General features: G+C 62.0%; 16 protein-coding genes. 10 read left to right on the top strand and 6 right to left on the bottom strand.

Annotation, left to right across the window (positions count from 1 at the left end):
* Positions 1-122 precede the first annotated feature (122 nt).
* From ACZ445_RS16595 to ACZ445_RS16640, 10 genes are all read left to right on the top strand, one after another.
* Positions 123-1,982 (top strand): extracellular solute-binding protein, encoded by a 1,860-nt coding sequence (locus ACZ445_RS16595; RefSeq protein WP_464707296.1) that lies wholly within the window; start codon positions 123-125, stop codon positions 1,980-1,982.
* Positions 1,982-3,043 (top strand): microcin C ABC transporter permease YejB, encoded by a 1,062-nt coding sequence (locus ACZ445_RS16600; RefSeq protein ID WP_016976573.1) that lies wholly within the window; start codon positions 1,982-1,984, stop codon positions 3,041-3,043. Before ACZ445_RS16595 ends, ACZ445_RS16600 begins: the two co-directional genes overlap by 1 nt.
* On the top strand, positions 3,043-4,065 hold the full coding sequence (locus ACZ445_RS16605) for an ABC transporter permease (RefSeq protein ID WP_058424163.1): 1,023 nt from the start codon (positions 3,043-3,045) through the stop codon (positions 4,063-4,065). Before ACZ445_RS16600 ends, ACZ445_RS16605 begins: the two co-directional genes overlap by 1 nt.
* A gap of 10 nt (positions 4,066-4,075) precedes the next feature.
* A complete protein-coding gene (locus ACZ445_RS16610; protein ID WP_058424164.1) occupies positions 4,076-5,650 on the top strand; it encodes an ABC transporter ATP-binding protein in 1,575 nt (524 codons plus the stop codon).
* The gene (locus ACZ445_RS16615) at positions 5,647-7,041 is read left to right on the top strand and encodes a sigma-54 interaction domain-containing protein (protein ID WP_464707297.1); all 1,395 of its coding nucleotides are present in this window, start codon (positions 5,647-5,649) and stop codon (positions 7,039-7,041) included. The genes ACZ445_RS16610 and ACZ445_RS16615 overlap by 4 nt, the downstream gene beginning before the upstream one ends.
* A gap of 295 nt (positions 7,042-7,336) precedes the next feature.
* A complete protein-coding gene (locus ACZ445_RS16620; protein WP_058424166.1) occupies positions 7,337-8,728 on the top strand; it encodes a GntP family permease in 1,392 nt (463 codons plus the stop codon).
* Between the two features lie 7 nt (positions 8,729-8,735).
* Positions 8,736-9,509: a 3-hydroxybutyrate dehydrogenase gene (locus ACZ445_RS16625; protein ID WP_464707298.1), complete on the top strand. Its 774-nt coding sequence runs from the start codon at positions 8,736-8,738 to the stop codon at positions 9,507-9,509.
* Positions 9,510-9,669: 160 nt separating this feature from the next.
* On the top strand, positions 9,670-11,628 hold the full coding sequence (locus ACZ445_RS16630) for an acetoacetate--CoA ligase (protein WP_179030389.1): 1,959 nt from the start codon (positions 9,670-9,672) through the stop codon (positions 11,626-11,628).
* Positions 11,629-11,763: 135 nt separating this feature from the next.
* Positions 11,764-14,259: a PAS domain-containing hybrid sensor histidine kinase/response regulator gene (locus ACZ445_RS16635; RefSeq protein WP_464703786.1), complete on the top strand. Its 2,496-nt coding sequence runs from the start codon at positions 11,764-11,766 to the stop codon at positions 14,257-14,259.
* 43 nt (positions 14,260-14,302) lie between these two features.
* Positions 14,303-14,578: a peptidylprolyl isomerase gene (locus ACZ445_RS16640; RefSeq protein WP_003174397.1), complete on the top strand. Its 276-nt coding sequence runs from the start codon at positions 14,303-14,305 to the stop codon at positions 14,576-14,578.
* 120 nt (positions 14,579-14,698) lie between these two features.
* On the opposite strand, the gene ACZ445_RS16645 is transcribed toward ACZ445_RS16640, so the two are convergent.
* The 6 genes from ACZ445_RS16645 to ACZ445_RS16670 form a co-directional block, all read right to left on the bottom strand.
* The gene (locus ACZ445_RS16645) at positions 14,699-15,607 is read right to left on the bottom strand and encodes a sugar kinase (protein ID WP_179030247.1); all 909 of its coding nucleotides are present in this window, start codon (positions 15,605-15,607) and stop codon (positions 14,699-14,701) included.
* A gap of 117 nt (positions 15,608-15,724) precedes the next feature.
* Complete coding sequence (locus ACZ445_RS16650) at positions 15,725-16,933, bottom strand: amino acid deaminase (protein WP_179030340.1); 1,209 nt, start codon at positions 16,931-16,933, stop codon at positions 15,725-15,727.
* Positions 16,934-16,942: 9 nt separating this feature from the next.
* A complete protein-coding gene (locus ACZ445_RS16655; protein WP_058424172.1) occupies positions 16,943-17,707 on the bottom strand; it encodes an IclR family transcriptional regulator in 765 nt (254 codons plus the stop codon).
* A gap of 167 nt (positions 17,708-17,874) precedes the next feature.
* Positions 17,875-18,264, bottom strand: a complete 390-nt coding sequence (locus ACZ445_RS16660) for a RidA family protein (protein WP_010210958.1) — start codon at positions 18,262-18,264, stop codon at positions 17,875-17,877.
* A 15-nt stretch (positions 18,265-18,279) separates the two neighbouring features.
* On the bottom strand, positions 18,280-19,062 hold the full coding sequence (locus ACZ445_RS16665; RefSeq protein WP_464707299.1) for an amino acid ABC transporter ATP-binding protein: 783 nt from the start codon (positions 19,060-19,062) through the stop codon (positions 18,280-18,282).
* A complete protein-coding gene (locus ACZ445_RS16670; RefSeq protein WP_058424174.1) occupies positions 19,059-19,721 on the bottom strand; it encodes an amino acid ABC transporter permease in 663 nt (220 codons plus the stop codon). The genes ACZ445_RS16665 and ACZ445_RS16670 overlap by 4 nt, the downstream gene beginning before the upstream one ends.
* Between the last annotated feature and the right edge of the window lie 5 nt (positions 19,722-19,726).

Below are 19,726 nucleotides of genomic sequence, written 5' to 3' on the forward strand. Positions count from 1 at the left end.
GTGCTGATGCGATAAACAACGGCCCGCCTTTTGGTGGGCCGTTGTGCATGTGATGACTGGCGACGCTGATGCCGTTAGCGTACAAATCCCTTTTCTTCTTCATACGGCGTTCAAGGCTGACAATGCGATTGGCTTTTTCCTACTTTTTTAGCTCGTCCCTGGCACTGTTGCTCGCCAGCACGGTGGTGATCGCGGCGCCCCAGCCGTACCTGACGGTGTACGGCGAACCGGCCAAGTACCCTGCCGGCTTTACCCATTTCGACTACGCCAACCCCAACGCCCCCAAGGGTGGTAGCTTGCGCCGCTCGGCCATCGAGATCGGGCGCTTCGACCATGTGTTGCCGTATATCGACAAGGGCATCGGCGTGTCCCAGGTCGACGGCTGGCTCTACGCGCCACTGGCCCAGCGTTCCCTGGACGAGCCCTACACGGTCTACGGCCTGGTCGCCGAAAAAATGGAGCGCGCCGACGACGGCCTGTCGCTACGCTTTTTCCTCAACCCCAAGGCGCGCTTTGCCGATGGAAAGCCGATCACCGCCGAGGACGTGCGCTACAGCTTCGACCTGCTGATGACCCAGGGCAGCCTGCGCTTTCGCACCTTGTTCGCCGACGTCAAGCACGTCGAAGTCGAAGGCGAGCGCCAGGTGCGTTTCGATTTCTCCAGCAATGAAAACCGCACCCTGCCCCTGGACATCGCCACCCTGCCGGTCTTCCCTGAGCATTGGTGGAAAACCCGCGACTTCGCCAATGGCGGCGGGTATGAAGCGCCGTTGGGCAGCGGCCCCTACAAAGTCAGCAAGATCGACTCCGGCAGTACCATCACCTTTACCCGTGATCCGAACTGGTGGGGCAAGGACTTGCCTGTCAGCCGCGGCCTGTACAACTTCGATCACCTGAGCCTGGAGTATTTCGGCGACACCGAAGTGGCCCGCCAGGTATTGCGCGGGGGTGCCTACGATTTCAACCGCGAATTTTCCGCCACCGGCTACTCCATCGGCTATAACGGCCCAGCCCTGGATGACGGCCGCCTGCAACGCGCACACCTGGCCAGGGAAATGCCGCAACCGGCCCAGGGTTATGTGTTCAACGTGCAAAAACCGATGTTCAAGGACCGCCGCGTGCGCCAGGCCCTGGCGATGCTGTGGGATTTTGAATGGGCCAACCGGCAGATGATGCGAAACATGTACATCCGCCAGCAGAGTTACTTCTCCAACAGCCCGCTGGCCGCCAGCCAGCCGCCAACAAAAGAGGAGTTGGCGATTCTTGAACCCTTGCGCGGCCAGGTCCCCGATGAGGTGTTCAGCCAGGTGTTCAAGGCACCGGTGACCGATGGCAGCGGCATGATCCGCGACAAACAGTTGCAAGCCCTGGGCCTGTTGGAAGAAGCAGGCTGGAAACCCGACGGCGACAAGTTGGTGAACGCCGAGGGCGAGCCGCTGGAATTCACGTTCCTCAATGCCCAAAACGGCTTGGAGCGTCTGTTGCTGCCGTACAAGCGCAACCTGGCGCAAATCGGTATCACCCTGAATATCCGCCGAATCGACTCATCCCAGTACGTGAACCGGGTCATGGCGCGGGATTACGACATGATCGTCACTGGCTTCCCCGTCACCACGTCGCCGGGTATGGAGCTGTACAACTACTTTGGCTCGGCCGCCGCCTTCGACCCCGGCGCCAACAATTACATGGTGCTCAAGGACCCCGCTGTCGACAGCCTGATCAAGGGCCTGGTCAAAGCCGATAGCCAGGCGCAGATGCTCACCTACGCCCACGCGCTGGACCGGGTGCTGCAATGGAACTACCTGTGGATCCCCAATTACTACCCGCCCGGCACGTCCGCCGCGTGGTGGAACCGTTTCGGCCGCCCGGCCATCGAGGCAAAGAACGACGAAGCCCTGGAAACCTGGTGGGAAATCAGCCCCACGCCCCTGACGAATGAACAAATGAACGCTGAGTTGAAAAAACGCGGAGGTGCGCGCTGATGTTTGCCTATATCGTGCGGCGCCTGCTGCTGATCATCCCGACGCTGGTGATCATCCTGCTGGTGAATTTCGTGATCGTGCAGGCCGCCCCCGGCGGTCCGGTGGAGCAAGCCATCGCCCACCTGCAAGGGATCGGCGGCGGTGGCGTCGGCGGTTCCTCTGGCGAAGGCATCAGCGGTGGCTCCCGCGCCAGCCGGGGCCTGGACCCGAAGCTGATCGCTGACATCGAGAAACAGTACGGCTTTGACAAGCCCGCGCCCGAGCGCCTGTGGCTGATGCTCAAGAGCTACGCCCAACTGGACTTCGGCAACAGTTTCTTTCGTGGCAAGACGGTGATCGACCTGATCCTGGAAAAAATGCCCGTGACCATTTCCCTCGGCCTGTGGGCCACGCTGATCACCTACCTGGTGTCGATCCCCCTGGGGATCCGCAAGGCAGTGCGCCACGGCAGCAGTTTTGATGTGTGGAGCAGCACCGCAATTGTCATCGGCTATGCCATGCCGGCGTTCCTGTTCGCGATGTTCCTGATCGTGGTGTTTGCCGGTGGCACATCGTTGAACTGGTTCCCGGTACGCGGGCTGGTGTCGGAGAACTTCGAAGAGCTGAGCACCGTGGGCAAGATCGCCGATTACTTCTGGCACCTGGTGTTGCCGGTTACCTCACTGGTGATCGGCGGGTTTGCCACGCTGACCATCCTCACCAAAAACTCGTTCCTCAATGAAATCACGCGCCAGTACGTGGTGACCGCGCGCGCCAAAGGCTTGAGCGAACGACGCGTGCTCTACGGGCATGTGTTCCGCAACGCGATGCTGCTGGTGATCTCCGGGATTCCCCAGGCCTTTATTGCTGTGTTCTTTGCCGGTTCGCTGCTGATCGAGGTGATCTTCTCCCTCGATGGCCTGGGCCGCATGAGCTACGAAGCAGCTGTGTCCCGGGACTACCCGGTGGTGTTTGGTTCGCTGTTCATCTTCACCTTGTTCGGCCTCTTGATAAAACTTATCGGTGACCTCTGCTACACCCTGGTGGACCCGCGTATCGACTTCGCCGCGAGGAACGCCTGATGCTCAATCTGTCTCCCGTGGCGCGTCGGCGTTTCGAGCGCTTCAAGAAAAACCGTCGCGGCTGGTGGTCGCTGTGGCTGTTTATCGGCCTGTTTATTCTGACCCTGGGCGGCGAGTTGATCGCCAATGACAAACCCTTGGTGCTGAGTTTCAAGAACGAGCTGTATTTCCCGGTGTTCAAGCGCTACACCGAGCAACAGTTCGGCGGCCAGTTGCCGTTCCAGGCCGACTACCGCAGTGACTACGTGCAAAAGCTGATCGAGCAGGACGGCGGCTGGATGCTGTTCCCGCCCATTCCGTTCAGCGATGACACACCCAACTACGAGCTGACCCGCCCTGCCCCCAGCCCGCCCTCGGCGGTGAACTGGCTGGGCACCGATGACCAGTCGCGGGATGTGCTGGCGCGAGTGATCTTTGGCGCGCGCGTGTCGATCCTGTTTGCCCTGGCGCTCACCACGATCAGCGCAGCCATCGGCATTGCCGCCGGTGCGTTGCAGGGCTATTACGGCGGCTGGGTGGACCTGATCGGCCAGCGTGTGCTGGAAGTGTGGTCCGGGTTGCCGGTGCTGTACCTGCTGATCATCCTGTCGGGTTTTGTAGAGCCGAATTTCTGGTGGCTGCTGGGGATCATGGCGCTGTTTTCCTGGCTGGCCCTAGTGGATGTGGTGCGCGCCGAGTTCCTGCGCGGGCGCAACCTGGAGTACGTCAAGGCCGCACGGGCCCTGGGCCTGGGCGACGGCAAGATTATCCGCCGGCATATCCTGCCCAACGCCATGACCGCGACCTTGAGTTACCTGCCGTTTATCCTGACCGGTGCGATTTCGACGCTGAGCGCCCTGGATTTCCTCGGTTTCGGCATGCCGGCAGGCAGCGCGTCGCTGGGTGAGCTGATCGCACAGGGCAAGCAGAACCTGCAAGCGCCGTGGCTGGGCCTGACCGCGTTTTTCACCCTGGCGCTGATCCTGTCGCTACTGGTCTTTATCGGCGAGGCACTGCGTGATGCCTTCGACCCACGCTCATGAGTGACTGCCTATGAACCTGATCGAAATCCGCGACCTCAGCGTCGCGTTCAGCGGCCAGACCGTGGTGCGCAACCTGTGCCTGGATGTACGCCCCGGCGAATGCCTGGCACTGGTGGGCGAGTCGGGCTCGGGCAAGTCGGTGACGGCCCACTCGATCCTGCAACTGCTGCCGGAGGCCGGTACTCAAACCACCGGTTCCATCAAATACCGTGGCCAGGAACTGGTCGGCGCTTCGGCCACCACCTTGCAAAAGCTGCGCGGCAACCGCATTGCCATGATCTTCCAGGAGCCGATGACCTCGCTCAATCCGCTGCACAGCATCGAAAAACAGATCGGTGAAACCCTGCTGCTGCACAAGGGCCTGGGCGGCAAAGCGGCGCAGGCGCGCATCCTCGAATTGCTCGAACTGGTGGGCATCCAGAAGCCCCAGGAGCGGCTCAAGGCCTATCCGCACCAGCTCTCCGGTGGTCAGCGCCAGCGGGTGATGATCGCCATGGCGCTGGCCTGCGAGCCGGAACTGCTGATCGCCGACGAACCGACTACGGCGCTGGACGTGACCGTGCAACGCAAGATCCTGCTGCTGCTCAAGTCCCTGCAACAACGCCTGGGCATGTCCCTGCTGCTGATCAGCCATGACCTCAACCTGGTGCGCAGCATTGCCCAGCGCGTGTGCGTGATGCGAGCCGGCGAGATCGTCGAGCAGGCCGACTGCCAGACACTGTTCAACGCGCCGCAACACCCCTACAGCCGCCTGCTACTGGATGCAGAACCGGCCGGCGATGCGCTGTGCAGCGATGAACGCGAGACCGTGTTGCAGGTGGATGACCTGACCGTGCAATTCCCCCTTGGCGGCGGGTTGTTCCGACGCAAGACCTACCTGCGAGCGGTGGATGGCATCAGCCTCCGCGTGCAGCGCGGCAAGACCCTGGGGATTGTCGGCGAGTCCGGCTCGGGCAAGTCCACCTTGGGCCAGGCGATTTTGCGGCTGCTGGACTCCAGCGGCAGCATCCGTTTCCAGGGTGAAGCCCTCGACCCGCTGAACCACCAGCAGATGCGCCCGTGGCGCAAGCAGATGCAGGTGGTGTTCCAGGACCCTTACGGCAGCCTCAGCCCACGCATGACGGTGGAACAGATCATCAGCGAAGGCCTGGAAGTTCACGCCCCATGCAGCCTGGCCGACCGCGATGCACAGGTGGTGCAGGTGCTCAAGGACGTGGGCCTCGATCCTGCCAGCCGTCACCGTTACCCCCACGAATTTTCCGGTGGCCAGCGTCAACGCATCGCCATCGCCCGCGCCCTGGTACTCAAGCCGGCGCTGATGTTGCTGGATGAACCGACCTCAGCCCTCGACCGCACCGTGCAGAAACAAGTGGTGGCGCTACTGCGTGAACTGCAGGAAAAATACGGCCTGACCTACCTGTTTATCAGCCACGACCTGGCCGTGGTGCGTGCCATGGCCCACGACATGATCGTGATCAAGGACGGCAAGGTGGTGGAGGCCGGCGTGAGCCACCAGGTGTTTGATGCGCCGCAGCATCCGTACACCAAGGAATTGCTGGCGGCCGCCTGCGGGCTGTCGTCATGAGTACCAGCCTCACGGATTACCAACAGGTTCGCGGCCTGGCCATCCAGTCGCTGTTCGAGATCATCGAGCAGTCCAGCGAAGGCACGGTGATTGTCGACCGCGACGCCAATATCGTGTGGATGAACGAGCGCTACGCCAAGCGTTTCGGCCTCAAGAGCGCCGACGAAGCCATCGGCCAGCCCTGCGAACAGGTGATTTCCAACAGCCTGTTGCGCCAAGTGGTGCGCAATGACCAGCCCATATTGCTGGACATCCAGGACACACCCAAGGGTCCGTTGGTGGTCATGCGCTTGCCGATCCACAATGATGCCGGCGCGGTGATCGGTGCGATCGGCTTTGCCTTGTTTGATGAGCTGCGCAACCTGTCGCCACTGATCGAACGCTACCTGAGCATGCAGCAAGAACTGGCGTCGACGCGTTCCTTGCTACGTTCGCGGCAGAGCAAATACAACTTTGCGCATTTTATCGGCACCAGCGCCGCCAGCCTCGAAGTAAAACGCCGCGCGCGGCGCAGTGCCAGTGCCGAATCGCCCGTGTTGCTGCTGGGCGAAACCGGTACCGGCAAGGAGCTGTTGGCCCAGGCGATTCACGGCGCCTCCACCCGTGCGCACAAGGCGTTTGTCAGCGTCAACAGCGCGGCGATTCCGGCTGACCTGCTGGAAGCCGAGTTCTTCGGCACCGCGCCGGGCGCGTTTACCGGTGCCGACCGCAAAGGCCGCCCCGGCAAATTCCAGATCGCCCAGGGCGGCACGCTGTTCCTCGACGAAATCGGTGACATGCCCCTGCCCTTGCAAACCAAACTGCTGCGGGTGTTGCAGGAAAAGGAATTCGAGCCGGTCGGCTCCAATGAGATGCTGCACAGCGATGTACGGGTGATCGCCGCCACCTCCATGGACATGGAGGCGGCGATCAAGCGCGGCGAATTCCGCGCGGATTTGTATTACCGGCTGAATGTGCTGCCGATCCAAGTGCCGCCGTTGCGTGAGCGGCTTGAAGATATTCCGGCGTTGAGCGAGGCGATTCTGGAGGAACTGCGCAGCCAGCATGAACTGGACCGCGAGGCCCTGGCGTTGCTGGCACAGCATGCGTGGCCGGGGAATATCCGTGAGCTGCGCAATGTGCTGGAGCGGGCGGCGTTGCTCAGTGATGACCTGGTGTTGAATGCCGAGGAGATTCGGGCGGCGATTGGCACCTTCACCCCCGTGGCGCGTGGCAGTGCCGTCGCGACGGTCGAGGGTGAAAGCTTCAATGCGGCGCGGGAGCGGTTTGATCGGCAGATCATTGCGGCGGCATTGAACGCGTGCGAGGGGAATGTGGTGGAAGCGGCCAAGCGACTGGGGCTTGGGCGGTCAACGCTATACAAGAAGATGGTGGCGTTGGGTATCAGCTGATCTCTAAATCGAGACACATCTCTCAACAAAGAGACAATCCAATGTGGGAGGGGGCTTGCCCCCGATGGCAATGTGTTAGTCAACTATTAGGTGACTGAATTACCGCTATCGGGGGCAAGCCCCCTCCCACAATGGCTTATCACTTGTCTCAAGTTAGAGACAATATTCAGAGCAACCAACCAAAACCTATAAATTATTCATAAATTTCAACAAGTTAATAACCTGGCACACATCTCGCTATAGCCCTCTCCCACAGCAACACCCCACAAAAATAACAATCCGATGGAGACACACCATGAGTGTGATCATTGCCCTGGCAGCCCTCGCGCTGCTGATGCTGGCTGCCTACCGTGGCTATAGCGTTATCCTGTTTGCCCCCATTGCCGCCCTCGGCGCGGTCCTGCTCACCGACCCTTCCGCCGTCGCACCCGCGTTTACCGGGGTGTTCATGGAGAAAATGGTCGGCTTTATCAAACTGTATTTCCCGGTGTTCCTGCTGGGCGCGGTGTTCGGCAAGCTGATCGAGCTGTCGGGCTTTTCGCGCTCTATCGTGGCGGCGGCCATTCGCTTGCTTGGCACACGCCAGGCGATGCTGGTGATCGTGCTGGTCTGCGCCCTGCTCACCTACGGCGGTGTATCGCTGTTCGTGGTGGTGTTTGCGGTGTATCCGTTTGCAGCGGAGATGTTCCGCCAGAGCAATATCCCCAAGCGCCTGATCCCGGCGACCATCGCCCTCGGCGCGTTCTCGTTCACCATGGACGCCCTGCCCGGCACGCCGCAGATCCAGAACATCATCCCCAGCACCTTCTTCAACACTACCGCCTGGGCCGCGCCGTGGCTGGGGTTGATCGGTACGATCTTCGTGTTCTGCGCCGGCATGCTTTACCTGGCGCGCCAGCGTAACAAGGCGCAACGTGCCGGTGAAGGCTATGGCACCGAGCTGCGCAACGAGCCGGAAACCGCCGAGAACCTGACCCTGCCCAACCCCTGGATCGCGCTGTCGCCGCTGATCCTGGTCGGCGTGATGAATCTGCTGTTCACCCACTGGATCCCTCAGTGGTACGGCAAGACCCACAGCCTCAGCCTGCCGGGCATGAGCACGCCGGTGACCACCGAAATCGCCAAGCTCACCGCGATCTGGGCGGTGCAGGCAGCGTTGCTGGTGGGGATTATCGTGGTGCTGGTGTTCGGCTTCTCGGCGATCAAGAGCAAGCTGGCCGAAGGCAGCAAAAGTGCGGTCAGCGGTGCGCTGCTGGCGGCGATGAACACCGCCTCTGAATATGGCTTCGGTGCGGTGATCGCCTCGCTGCCGGGCTTCCTGGTGCTGGCCGACTGGCTCAAGGGCATTCCCAACCCGCTGGTCAATGAAGCGATCACCGTGACCCTGCTGGCCGGTATCACCGGTTCCGCGTCGGGCGGCATGAGCATCGCCCTGGCGGCAATGTCCGAAAGCTTTATTTCGGCAGCCCATGCGGCCAATATCCCCCTTGAAGTGCTGCACCGCGTCGCGGCCATGGCCAGCGGCGGCATGGACACCCTGCCCCACAACGGCGCGGTGATCACGCTGCTGGCGGTCACCGGCCTGACGCACCGCGAAGCCTACAAGGACATTTTCGGCATCACGATCATCAAGACGCTTGCGGTGTTCGTGGTGATCGGTACTTTCTACGCCACCGGCATTGTGTGAGGTTTGCATGACGACATTGAACGGCAAGACCGCCCTGGTCACCGGCTCCACCAGCGGCATCGGCCTGGGCATCGCCATAAGCCTGGCCAAGGCCGGCGCCAACCTGATCCTCAACGGCTTCGGCGACACCAGCGCGGTGATCGCCCAGGTGCAAGCTTTCGGCGGCAAAGTCGGCCACCACCCGGCCGACGTCAGCGACCCGGCGCAGACCGCCGACATGCTCGCCTATGCCGAGCGTGAATTCGGCGGCGTCGACATCCTGGTCAACAACGCCGGTATCCAGCACGTGGCGGCGGTGGAAGACTTCCCCGTCGAGCGCTGGGACTCGATCATCGCGATCAACCTGTCCTCGGTGTTCCACAGCACGCGCTTGAGCTTGCCGGGCATGAAGGCCAAGGGCTGGGGGCGCATCGTCAATATCGCCTCGGTGCATGGCCAGGTCGGGTCGGTGGGCAAGGCCGCGTATGTGGCGGCCAAGCATGGCGTGATCGGGCTGACCAAGGTGGTCGGCCTAGAGACCGCCACCAGCAACGTCACCTGCAACGCCATCTGCCCGGGCTGGGTGCTGACGCCACTGGTGCAGAAGCAGATCGATGATCGCGCCGCCACTGGCGTCGACCCGCAGCAGGCGCAGCATGACCTGTTGGCGGAGAAGCAGCCGTCTCTGGAGTTTGTGACACCGCCGCAGTTGGGTGAGCTGGTGCTGTTTTTGTGCAGTGAAGCCGGCAGCCAGGTGCGCGGTGCCGCATGGAATATCGACGGCGGCTGGCTGGCCCAGTAGACCAGACAATCAAGATCCAAATGTGGGAGGGGGCTTGCCCCCGATAGCGGTGGGCCAGTCACCCCATGTCTCAACTGACACTCCCTCATCGGGGGCAAGCCCCCTCCCACATTGGCCCTGCATTGTCTGGATGAATTAATACATAAAAAGAGACCTGCCTATGTCCGAGATCCTCTGGCACCCCTCCCCCGAACGCATCGCCAACACGCGCATGGACCAGTTCCGGCGCTACATCAACGAGCGCTACAGCGTGCAGCTTGGCGACTACCCGGCGCTGCACCAGTGGAGCATCGACCAGCGCCCGGATTTCTGGCGGGCGATCGTGGACTATTTCGACGTGCAGTGGCGCAGCCCGCCCACCGCAGTGCTGATCGAAGACGCCGAAATGCCCAGCGCCCACTGGTTTCCCGGCGCAACGCTGAATTTTGCCGAACACCTGCTGCGCCGGCGTGATGATCACGTCGCCGTCGTGGCTATCGCAGAAGACGGCCAGCGCGAGCAACTGACCTACGCCGAGCTGGCCGCCCACGTCGCCGGCCTGCAACGCAGCCTGCGCGCTGCCGGCGTGACCCAAGGCGACCGCGTCGCCGCGTGCATGCCCAACACCTGGCAAACCCTGGTGGGCATGCTCGCCACCACCAGCCTGGGGGCGATCTGGTCGTGTTCGTCGCCGGACTTCGGCACCCAGGGCGTGATCGACCGCTTCGGCCAGATCGAGCCCAAGGTGTTGATCACCTGCGCCGGTTACCGCTATGCCGGCAAAGACATCGACCAGACCACCAAGCTCAATGAAATCCTCGCGCGCCTGCCATCCCTGGAGCAGTTGATCATCGTGCCTTACGCAAAGCCCCAGGCGCGGATCGAGGACTATCAGACCCAGGCACGCGTCGCGCTGTGGCAAGACGTCTACCAACCCGGCGGCGAGCCTGAGTTCATTGCGGTGCCGTTCGACCATCCGTTGTACATCCTCTACTCCAGCGGCACCACCGGCGTGCCCAAGTGCATCATCCACGGCACCGGCGGCGTATTGCTCACCCACCTCAAGGAACACGGCCTGCACGCCGACCTGTCCCGTGAGGACTGCCTGTTCTACTACACCACCTGTGGCTGGATGATGTGGAACTGGCTGGTGTCTGTACTGGCTATCGGCGCCACGGCGGTGCTGTATGACGGCTCGCCGTTTCATCCCGGGCCCGAGCGGCTGATCGACTTGATCGATGCGGAAAAAATCAGCGTGTTCGGCACCAGCCCCAAGTTTCTCGCCACGTTGGAAAAGGCCGGATTGCAGCCGCGCTTGAGCCACGACCTGGGCAGCCTCAAAGGGTTGATTTCCACGGGTTCGCCGCTGTCACCGCAGAGCTACGACTACGTGTACCGCGAGATCAAGGCCGAGCTGTGCCTGTCGTCCATGTCGGGCGGCACCGATATCGTCTCCTGCTTTGTGATCGGCAACCCGGTGCTGCCGGTGCGGCGCGGTGAAATGCAGTGCAAGAGCCTGGCGATGGCCATCGAAGTGTGGGACGACCAGGGCCGGCCGCTGGTCGGTGAAAAAGGCGAGCTGGTGTGCACGCGGCACTTCCCGGCGATGCCCATCGGCCTGTGGAACGACCCGCACCGCCAGAAGCTGCGCGCCTCGTATTTCAGCCAGTTTCCTGGCGTGTGGGCCCAGGGTGACTACGCCGAACAACGGCCGAACGGTAGTCTGCTGATCCACGGGCGCTCCGACGCCGTGCTCAACCCCGGCGGTGTGCGGATCGGCACTGCCGAGATCTACCGCCAGGTGGAAAAAGTCCCCCAGGTGCTGGAAAGCCTGGCCATCGGCCAACGCTGGCACGACGACGTGCGCGTGGTGCTGTTCGTGCGCCTCAATGACGGTATCGAACTGGACGACGCCCTGGAGCAACAGATCCGCCAGGTGATCCGCGCCAACACCACGCCGCGCCATGTGCCGGCGAAGATCCTCGCTGTCACCGATATCCCCCGCACCATCAGCGGCAAGATCGTCGAATTGGCAGTGCGCAATGTGGTGCACGGCGAGCCGGTTAAGAACACCGACGCCCTGGCTAACCCCCAGGCCCTTGATCAGTTCCGCAACCGCCCGGAACTGGCGCAAGGATGAAAGGTTTCAGCGCTGACGTACTCATTTGAAGACAAACCCCGAATGCATGCTATTTTTCGGGGGTAGTCACCCATTGCCGGCAGACGGGATAATGGGTGTTGTCTTTTTTCAAAGCGTTACGCTCAGGGCTTTTTCATGATTGGAACATCCACCGGCAGCGAAGCCGCCGCATTGATTGCGCGGCTGGACTGGGCGCAAAGCCCTCTCGGTGAGGCCAAAAATTGGCCGCAAAGCCTGCGCACGGCGGTCGATATCGTCGTGCACTCGCCGATGCCGATGCTCCTGCTGTGGGGCAACCAGCTCACGCAACTCTACAACGACGGTTTCGCCCAACTGGCGGGCAACAAGCACCCCGAGGCCATGGGCCAGCCGGCACACCAGACCTGGCCGGAGCTGGAGAGTTTTACCGCGCCGATCTACGACGCCGTGCTCAGCGGCCAGGTGCGCACCTTCAGCGAGCAGCGCTTCGTACTGCAACGCCACAATCGCGATACAGAAATCTGGCTGGACCTCACCTACAGCCCGGTCCGCGATGAAAGCGGCAGCGTTGCCGGCATCCTGGTCACCGCCATCGAAACCAATGAACGGCGCAAGGCCCAGCACAACACCGAACAGCGCCTGCAACTGGCATTGGCGGCCACCGACGCGGTCGGCACCTGGGACTGGGATATCGGCGAAGACCATTTTATCGCCGACACGCACTTCGCCTACCTGCACGGTGTCGACCCCAGCGATGCAAGCCGGCTGCCGATCAGCGCCTATCTGCAAGGCGTGCACCCGGAAGACCGTGGCATGGTGGCGCGCAGCATCAAGCACTGCATCACTTTCGGCACCGAATACGCCGAGGAATACCGCCTGCTGCAAGCCGATGGCCAACTGCGCTGGGTGTTTGCCCGCGGGCGCTGCTACAAGGATCATCAAGGGCGCCCGGCGCGGTTCCTCGGCGCCGCGCTGGACCTGACCGAGCGTAAACACACCGAGCAGGCCTTGCGCCAAAGCCAGACCGAACTGCAGTTGATCATCAACGCCATGCCGGTGCTGATCGGTTATGCCGACCATGAGCAGCGCTTTCGCCTGAACAACAGTGCGTACCTGGAGTGGTACGGCATGACGCCCCAGGAGCTGTACGGCAAGACCATCCGCGAAGTGCTCGGCGACGAGGTGTATGCCGGGCGTGAGGACAAGATCACCGCCGCACTCAAGGGCAAGGCCTGTAGCTTCATGACCATCACGCCGCACCAGGACGGTCGACCACGCCATGCCCTGATGAAGTACCTGCCACGCTTCAGCAATGACGGTTCAGTGAATGGTTTCTACATTTTTGTGATCGATGAAACCGAGCGCAAGCTCACCGAAGAAGCCCTGCGCCACCTCAATGAAAACCTCGAGGAACGCGTGGCCCAGCGCACCCAGGCGCTGGCCGAGGCCAACCAGCGCCTGCAAAACGAAATGTTCGAACGCGAGCGCGCCGAAGATGCACTGCGCCACGCGCAGAAGATGGAAGCCGTGGGCCAGCTCACCGGTGGCATCGCCCACGACTTCAACAACATGCTCACCGGCATCATCGGTAGCCTGGACCTGATGCAGCGCTACATCGCTGCCGGGCGCAGTGACGAGATCGGCCGTTTTACCGATGCCGCCGTGTCCTCCGCCCACCGTGCGGCCGCCCTCACCCACCGCTTGCTGGCGTTCTCCCGGCGCCAGTCGCTGGACCGCCGCCCGCTCGATCCCAACCAGTTGGTCGCATCGCTGGAAGACTTGTTCCGCCGCACCAAGGGCGCACATATCACCCTCAAAGTGCAGCTCGGCCACGACATCTGGCCGGTGAACACCGACGCCAGCCAACTGGAAAACGCCCTGCTCAACCTGGTGATCAACGCCCGCGACGCGATGCCCGACGGCGGTGAACTGCTGATCGAAACCGCCAACAGTTACCTGGACGGCACTGACATCACCACCCTGGAACCGGTCAAGGCCGGTGACTACGTGATGCTCGGCGTGTGCGACAACGGCACCGGCATGGCGCCGAAGATTCTGGCCAAGGCGTTCGACCCGTTCTTCACCACCAAACCCATCGGCCAGGGCACGGGCCTTGGGTTGTCGATGATCTATGGCTTTGCCCAGCAGTCCGGTGGGCATGTGACCATCCACAGCGAACCGGGCCAGGGCACCTGCGTGCGCCTGTATTTGCCGCGCCTGCACGGCACCTCCCTGGAAAGCAGCTTGCCCGCCAGCCACAGTGAAGCGCCGGTGGCCCTCGCCGGTGAAGCCGTGGTGGTGGTCGAAGATGACCCGGCAGTGCGCATGCTGGTGGTCAATGTGCTCGATGAACTGGGCTACACGGCGCATCAGGCGGGCGACGCTCGGGCCGCATTGCCGCTGCTGGAGTCGGATCTGCGCGTGGACCTGCTGGTGACCGACGTCGGGTTGCCGGGCATGAATGGCCGGCAACTGGCGGAAATTGCGCGCCAGCACCGGCCAGGGCTGAAGGTGCTGTTCATGACCGGTTACGCGGAAAAAGCCGCCGAGCGCCAGGGCTTCCTCGAAGACGGCATGGACATGGTGGCCAAGCCGTTTTCCATCGAGCTGCTGGCGACAAAAATCCGCAGCATGATCAACGCCGACCAATGAGTTCAGGCATAATCGCGCGCCGTCGCACACCTGGTAGAGATCAATGAAAGCCCAAGCCCGTCATATCCTGGTGAAAACCAGCGAAGAAGCCGAACAGCTCAAACAGCGCATCGCCAAGGGCGAGGCGTTTGATGTGCTGGCCAAGAAGTACTCCACCTGCCCGTCGGGCAAACGCGGCGGCGACCTGGGTGAAGTACGACCCGGGCAGATGGTGGGGGCGATCGATGCGGTGATCTTCAAGAAACCGGTGAAGGTGGTGCACGGGCCGATCAAGAGCAAGTTCGGGTATCACCTGGTGCAGGTGTTTTACCGGGATTGATGGGTTGGCTGCAGACCGCTATCGGGGGCAAGCCCCCTCCCACAAGGGACCGCATTCCTCCAGATGAAATGCGGTCAACTGTGGGAGGGGGCTTGCCCCCGATCCGCCGCAGGCGGCCATTCACCCCCGGGGAATCAGCGCCCCCGGCACCTGGATAACCCGACTGGCCAACCGATGCCCAGCCAATGCAGCCTGCTCCGGCGAGCTTCCCTTGAGCCGCCCGGCCAGGTACGCCGCACTGAACGAATCCCCCGCCGCTGTTGTGTCCACCACCTTTTCCACCTTGATCGCCGACACGCAAAAGCGCTCGCCCTGGCACCGGATCAGACACGCGTCCGCGCCACGCTTGAGCACCAGCTCTTCAATCTCCGGATACGCCGCGAACACCTGTTCGCTGTCCACATAGCCAAACAGCGCACGCTCGTCGTCCTCGGTGAGCAAGGCGATATCCACTTCGGCCAGGACACGCTCATACGCAGCACGCGCCGCCTCGACGCTCGCCCACAATCGCGGCCGGTAGTTATTGTCGAACACCACCTTACCGCCACGTCGGCGGGTTTCGATCAGGGTTTGCAGCAAGCGTTCGCGGCCGACTTCACCGAGCACGGCCAGGGTGATACCACTGAAATACACCACGTCATAGCCCGGCAGCGCGGCCAGGATCGGCTCGGCTGCCGGCGTGGTGAAGCAGTCGCGCACGGCGGCTTCATTGCGCCAATACAGGAATTTTCGCTCGCCGTTGGCGTCGGTCTGGATGCAGTACAACCCCGGCAGACGTCCGGGCAGGCGCTGGACCCTGTCCAAGCCCAACCCTTCGTCGGTCCACTGCTGGCACATGGCATCGCTGAAACTGTCATCACCCAGGGCGGTGACGTAGTCGACACTGCCGGTATCGCCCAGCTCGCGGCGCAAGTACACCGCCGTGTTCAGGGTGTCGCCGCCGAAGCTCTGGTGCAGGCTACCGTCGGCGCGGTGTTGCAGTTCGATCATGCATTCGCCGATCAGGGCGATGCGGGGTTGGGTGGTCATGGCAATTGTCTCGGGTGTGGCTGATGGCCTCATCGGGGGCAAGCCCCCTCCCACATTTTAATAGGTTCACACATCAAACTGTGGGAGGGGGCTTGCCCCCAATAGGAACGACGCGGTTTAGAAGCAGGTATGCAGGGACTCAATCACCTGCAACTGCTCATCCACCAGGCAACCGACCTGCCACTTATCGAAGGTCAGACAAGGGTGCGAGGTGCCGAACGAGATGATGTCGCCGATACGCAACTCAACCCCCGGTGCCACCGTCATGAACGCATGCTGGTCCATCACCGCCGTAACCTTGCACCCACTCACGTCATCGCCTTCGGCCGGCACAATACCCGCCTTGTAGCGCTTGAGCGGCACCGGCAGACCGGCGTCGTAGGCCACGTCACGCTTGCCCAGGGCGATCACCGCAAAACCCGGCTCGGGCAACGACTGCACATGCGCCCAGACTTCCAGGGCCGGACGCAGACCTTCATCGAGGTCGCTGCGACGGTCGAGCACGCAGCACTGTGCGTCTTTGTAGATGCCATGGTCATGGGCCACGTAGCTGCCGGGGCGCAGCACACTGAGGAAGCGGCCGGCGGCGTTCTGTTGTTCGAACGACTCGGCGATCAGGTCGTACCAGGCCGACCCCGACGCCGTAACGATGGGCTTGGGCAGGTCGAAAGAGCCATTGTTCTGCAAGTCCACCGCCAGGCGCACCAGGCTCGCGGCGAAATCGCGGATACCACTGATGGCGTGCTCGCCGTGGATCACGCCCTCATAGCCTTCGATACCGGTGAGGGCCAGGGCCGGCTGGGCCTTGATCGCCTTGGCCAGCTCGCGTACTTCCTGCTCGCTGCGGCAACCGCAACGGCCGCCGACCACGCCGTACTCGATCATCACGTTCAGGCGCAGGCCACGGGCGGCGAAGAACAGCCCCAGGTCGGCAACGTTGTCCGGGTGATCGACCATGCAGTGGAAGTCGAAGTCCTTGTCGGCCAACAGGTCTGCGATCAACGCCATGTTCGGCGCGCCCACCAGTTGGTTGGCCATCAGCACGCGGCGCACGCCACCGGCATACGCGGCGCGAGTCTGTACGGCGTTGGCCAGGGTGATGCCCCAGGCGCCCGCCGCAATCTGACGCTGGAACAGCGCCGGCATCATGCTGGTCTTGCCGTGGGGCGCGAGCTGTGCGCCGCTCTTGCTGACAAAGTCCTGCATCCAGCGGATGTTGTGTTCCAGGGCGTCACGGTGCAGCACCAGAGCCGGCAGGCTGACGTCGCGAACCAGATGGGCACCGACGGCGGCGGCGCCCTTTTCAACGGCATTGATGGCAGACATGAAATGCTCCTATTCGTTGATACGACGGGCCAGGTTGTTGGCGCTTTCGATCAACACCCGGCGATAGTCGTTGTAATTTTTGATCGCGTCCGCGCGCGGGGCGACGATGCACAGGGTCGCAATGCTGATGCCTTGCGCGTCCCGCACCGGGGCGGCAAAGCAATGGGTAAAGGTGTCGGCCACGCTGTCGAAGGAAAAGAAGCCATCGAGGGTGGCCTGACGGATTTGCGCCAGGAAGGTGTCCAGCGGCAGGCGCTGGCCATCCGGCAGAATGAAGTCGTCATGGTCGATCAGGTCGACGATCTGCTGGTCGCTCAAGTGCCCCAGCAACAGGCGCCCGGAGGCGGTCCAGGGGATCGGCGCGTTTTCGCCGATATCCGAGGAAATGCGGAAATGCCGCTCGCCCTCGCGCATCAGCGCCACCGTGTATTTGCGCCCGTTGAGCAGGCACATCTGCGCGGTTTCGTGGGTCTGGCTGACGATCTCCTGCAACGCGTGGTCGGCCTCGCGGGTCAAGTCGAAGTGACGCAGGTGCGCCTGGCCCAGGAAGTACAGCTGGCGGCCGAGGTAGACGTGACCGTCCTTGCCCACCGTCTCCAGAATACGACGTTCAAGCAGCGACGCGACCAATTCGTAGACGGTGGATTTTGGGCTGCCAATGCCGCTGGCAATATCATTCGGGCGCAGGGGCTGGCCGATTTCCTTGAGGAAATCGAGGATATCGAATGCACGGTCCAGGCCTTTGGCGCGGCGTTTGATGGTGTCTTCGGTCATGGCAGAGTTCGATTCCTATAAAAATGCTGTGATCTGCGCAGATCCTTGTGGGAGGGGGCTTGCCCCCGATAGCGGCGAGCCAGTGACCTGTGCTTGTGCTGACACACCCTCATCAGGGGCAAGCCCCCTCCCACAATGGATTTTCCGTGGTCTCAAGAATGGGGCATTTAGCCTTTTTTCTTGTAGGCCACGCAATCGATCTCCACCTTGCAGTCGACCATCATGTTGGCCTGCACGCAGGCCCGCGCCGGAGCGTGTTCCGGGGTGAAGTATTCGCCGAACACTTTGTTGAAACTCCAGAAGTCCCGTGGGTCTTCCAGCCATACGCCGACGCGCACCACATCTTTCAACTCGTAGCCAGCCTCTTCGAGGATCGCCACCACATTGCGCATGGTCTGCCGGGTTTGCTCGATGATCCCGCCGGTGATGATTTCGCCATCCACCGCAGGCACTTGGCCCGAGACGTACAACCAACCGTCCGCTTCCACCGCGCGGGCGAAAGGCCGGGGCTGACCGCCGCCGGCCGTACTGCCGGCACCGTAACGAGTAATGCTCATAAAAAAGGCTCCTGATTAAAAACGAATGTTCTTGAGAAATTCCGCCAGGCGCGGCGATTGCGGGCGTTCGAAGATATCCTTCGAGGTGCCCTGCTCTTCAATGCGCCCCTGGTTCATGAAAACGATCTTGTCCGATACCTCATAGGCAAAGCGCATTTCGTGGGTGACCAGCAACATGGTCATGCCCTCTTCCGCCAGGCCCTTGATCACACTGAGCACTTCACCCACCAGTTCCGGGTCGAGGGCCGAGGTGACTTCGTCGAACAACATCAGGCTGGGGTTCATGGCAATCGCACGGGCAATCGCCACGCGCTGTTGCTGGCCGCCAGACAATTGGCCGGGAAAGTGGTTTCGACGTTCCAAAAGTCCTACACAGTCCAACCATTTTTCCGCCAATACTACCGCCTCGTCCTTAGGCATTTTCTTAACTTTCAATAAACCCAGGGTGACGTTTTGCAACGCCGTCAAATGGGGGAACAGGTTGAACTGCTGGAATGCCATGCCGGTCATGGCCCGATGCTGGGCAATCACGCGCTCGGGGTGACGCACGCGCTTGCCGGCGATGTCGCTGTAGCCGATGGATTCGCCATCCAGAGTGATCTGGCCGCCCTGGAACTCTTCCAGCAGGTTGACGCAGCGCAACAGGGTGGTCTTGCCCGAGCCGCTAGAGCCGATCAGAGTCACCACGTTGCCGCGCTGCATGGACAGGTCGACACCCTTGAGCACTTCCACCTGGCCGTACTGCTTGCGCAGGCCGCTAATATTCAGCAGTGGTGGGTTGGTTTGAGGTTGGTTCATGGCAAGGCCACCTGCTTTTCAATGTAGCGCCCGAATAACTCGATGGCGTAGTTGATGACAAAGAACATAAAGCCTGCGAACAGGTAGAACTCCAGGGTCATGAAGGTGCGTGCGATCACTTGCTGGGTGCTCAACAGCAACTCGGCCACGCCGATCACCGACAGCAACGTCGAGGCCTTGACGATTTCCGTGGAAGAGTTGACCCAGGTCGGCAGGATCTGGCGCAACGCCTGGGGCAACAGCACGTAGCCCAGGGACTGGTAGAACGTCAGGCCGATGGCCTTGCCCGCTTCCAGTTGCCCACGGGGAATGGCTTGCAGTGCGCCGCGCACGATTTCCGAAACGTGGGAGCCGCAGAACAGCGTCAACCCGACCGCACCGGCCTGGAACGCGGTGATCTGCCAACCGAGCGCCGGCAGCATGTAGAAACATGCCAGTACCAGCACAAACACTGGCGTACCGCGGATCAGGTCGACGTATAGCCGGAACGGCGCCCGCATCCAGAATTTGCCGTAGGTCAGGATCAACCCGGCGACGATGCCGATCAGGGTGCCGAAGATAATCGCCAATGCGGACACATAGACACTGGTCTGAAACCCCGCCCAGAGGGTGTCCCGGGCGATCCACAACTCATGCAACCAGCTGGGGGATTCGTACATGGAAA

The organism is Pseudomonas allii (assembly GCF_055380095.1).

Coding starts and splice junctions, on each gene's coding strand:
- ACZ445_RS16595 (WP_464707296.1), top strand. CDS start 123: ATGCGATTGGCTTTTTCCTACTTTTTTAGCTCGTCCCTGGCACTGTTG.
- ACZ445_RS16600 (WP_016976573.1), top strand. CDS start 1,982: ATGTTTGCCTATATCGTGCGGCGCCTGCTGCTGATCATCCCGACGCTG.
- ACZ445_RS16605 (WP_058424163.1), top strand. CDS start 3,043: ATGCTCAATCTGTCTCCCGTGGCGCGTCGGCGTTTCGAGCGCTTCAAG.
- ACZ445_RS16610 (WP_058424164.1), top strand. CDS start 4,076: ATGAACCTGATCGAAATCCGCGACCTCAGCGTCGCGTTCAGCGGCCAG.
- ACZ445_RS16615 (WP_464707297.1), top strand. CDS start 5,647: ATGAGTACCAGCCTCACGGATTACCAACAGGTTCGCGGCCTGGCCATC.
- ACZ445_RS16620 (WP_058424166.1), top strand. CDS start 7,337: ATGAGTGTGATCATTGCCCTGGCAGCCCTCGCGCTGCTGATGCTGGCT.
- ACZ445_RS16625 (WP_464707298.1), top strand. CDS start 8,736: ATGACGACATTGAACGGCAAGACCGCCCTGGTCACCGGCTCCACCAGC.
- ACZ445_RS16630 (WP_179030389.1), top strand. CDS start 9,670: ATGTCCGAGATCCTCTGGCACCCCTCCCCCGAACGCATCGCCAACACG.
- ACZ445_RS16635 (WP_464703786.1), top strand. CDS start 11,764: ATGATTGGAACATCCACCGGCAGCGAAGCCGCCGCATTGATTGCGCGG.
- ACZ445_RS16640 (WP_003174397.1), top strand. CDS start 14,303: ATGAAAGCCCAAGCCCGTCATATCCTGGTGAAAACCAGCGAAGAAGCC.
- ACZ445_RS16645 (WP_179030247.1), bottom strand. CDS start 15,607: ATGACCACCCAACCCCGCATCGCCCTGATCGGCGAATGCATGATCGAA.
- ACZ445_RS16650 (WP_179030340.1), bottom strand. CDS start 16,933: ATGTCTGCCATCAATGCCGTTGAAAAGGGCGCCGCCGCCGTCGGTGCC.
- ACZ445_RS16655 (WP_058424172.1), bottom strand. CDS start 17,707: ATGACCGAAGACACCATCAAACGCCGCGCCAAAGGCCTGGACCGTGCA.
- ACZ445_RS16660 (WP_010210958.1), bottom strand. CDS start 18,264: ATGAGCATTACTCGTTACGGTGCCGGCAGTACGGCCGGCGGCGGTCAG.
- ACZ445_RS16665 (WP_464707299.1), bottom strand. CDS start 19,062: ATGAACCAACCTCAAACCAACCCACCACTGCTGAATATTAGCGGCCTG.
- ACZ445_RS16670 (WP_058424174.1), bottom strand. CDS start 19,721: ATGTACGAATCCCCCAGCTGGTTGCATGAGTTGTGGATCGCCCGGGAC.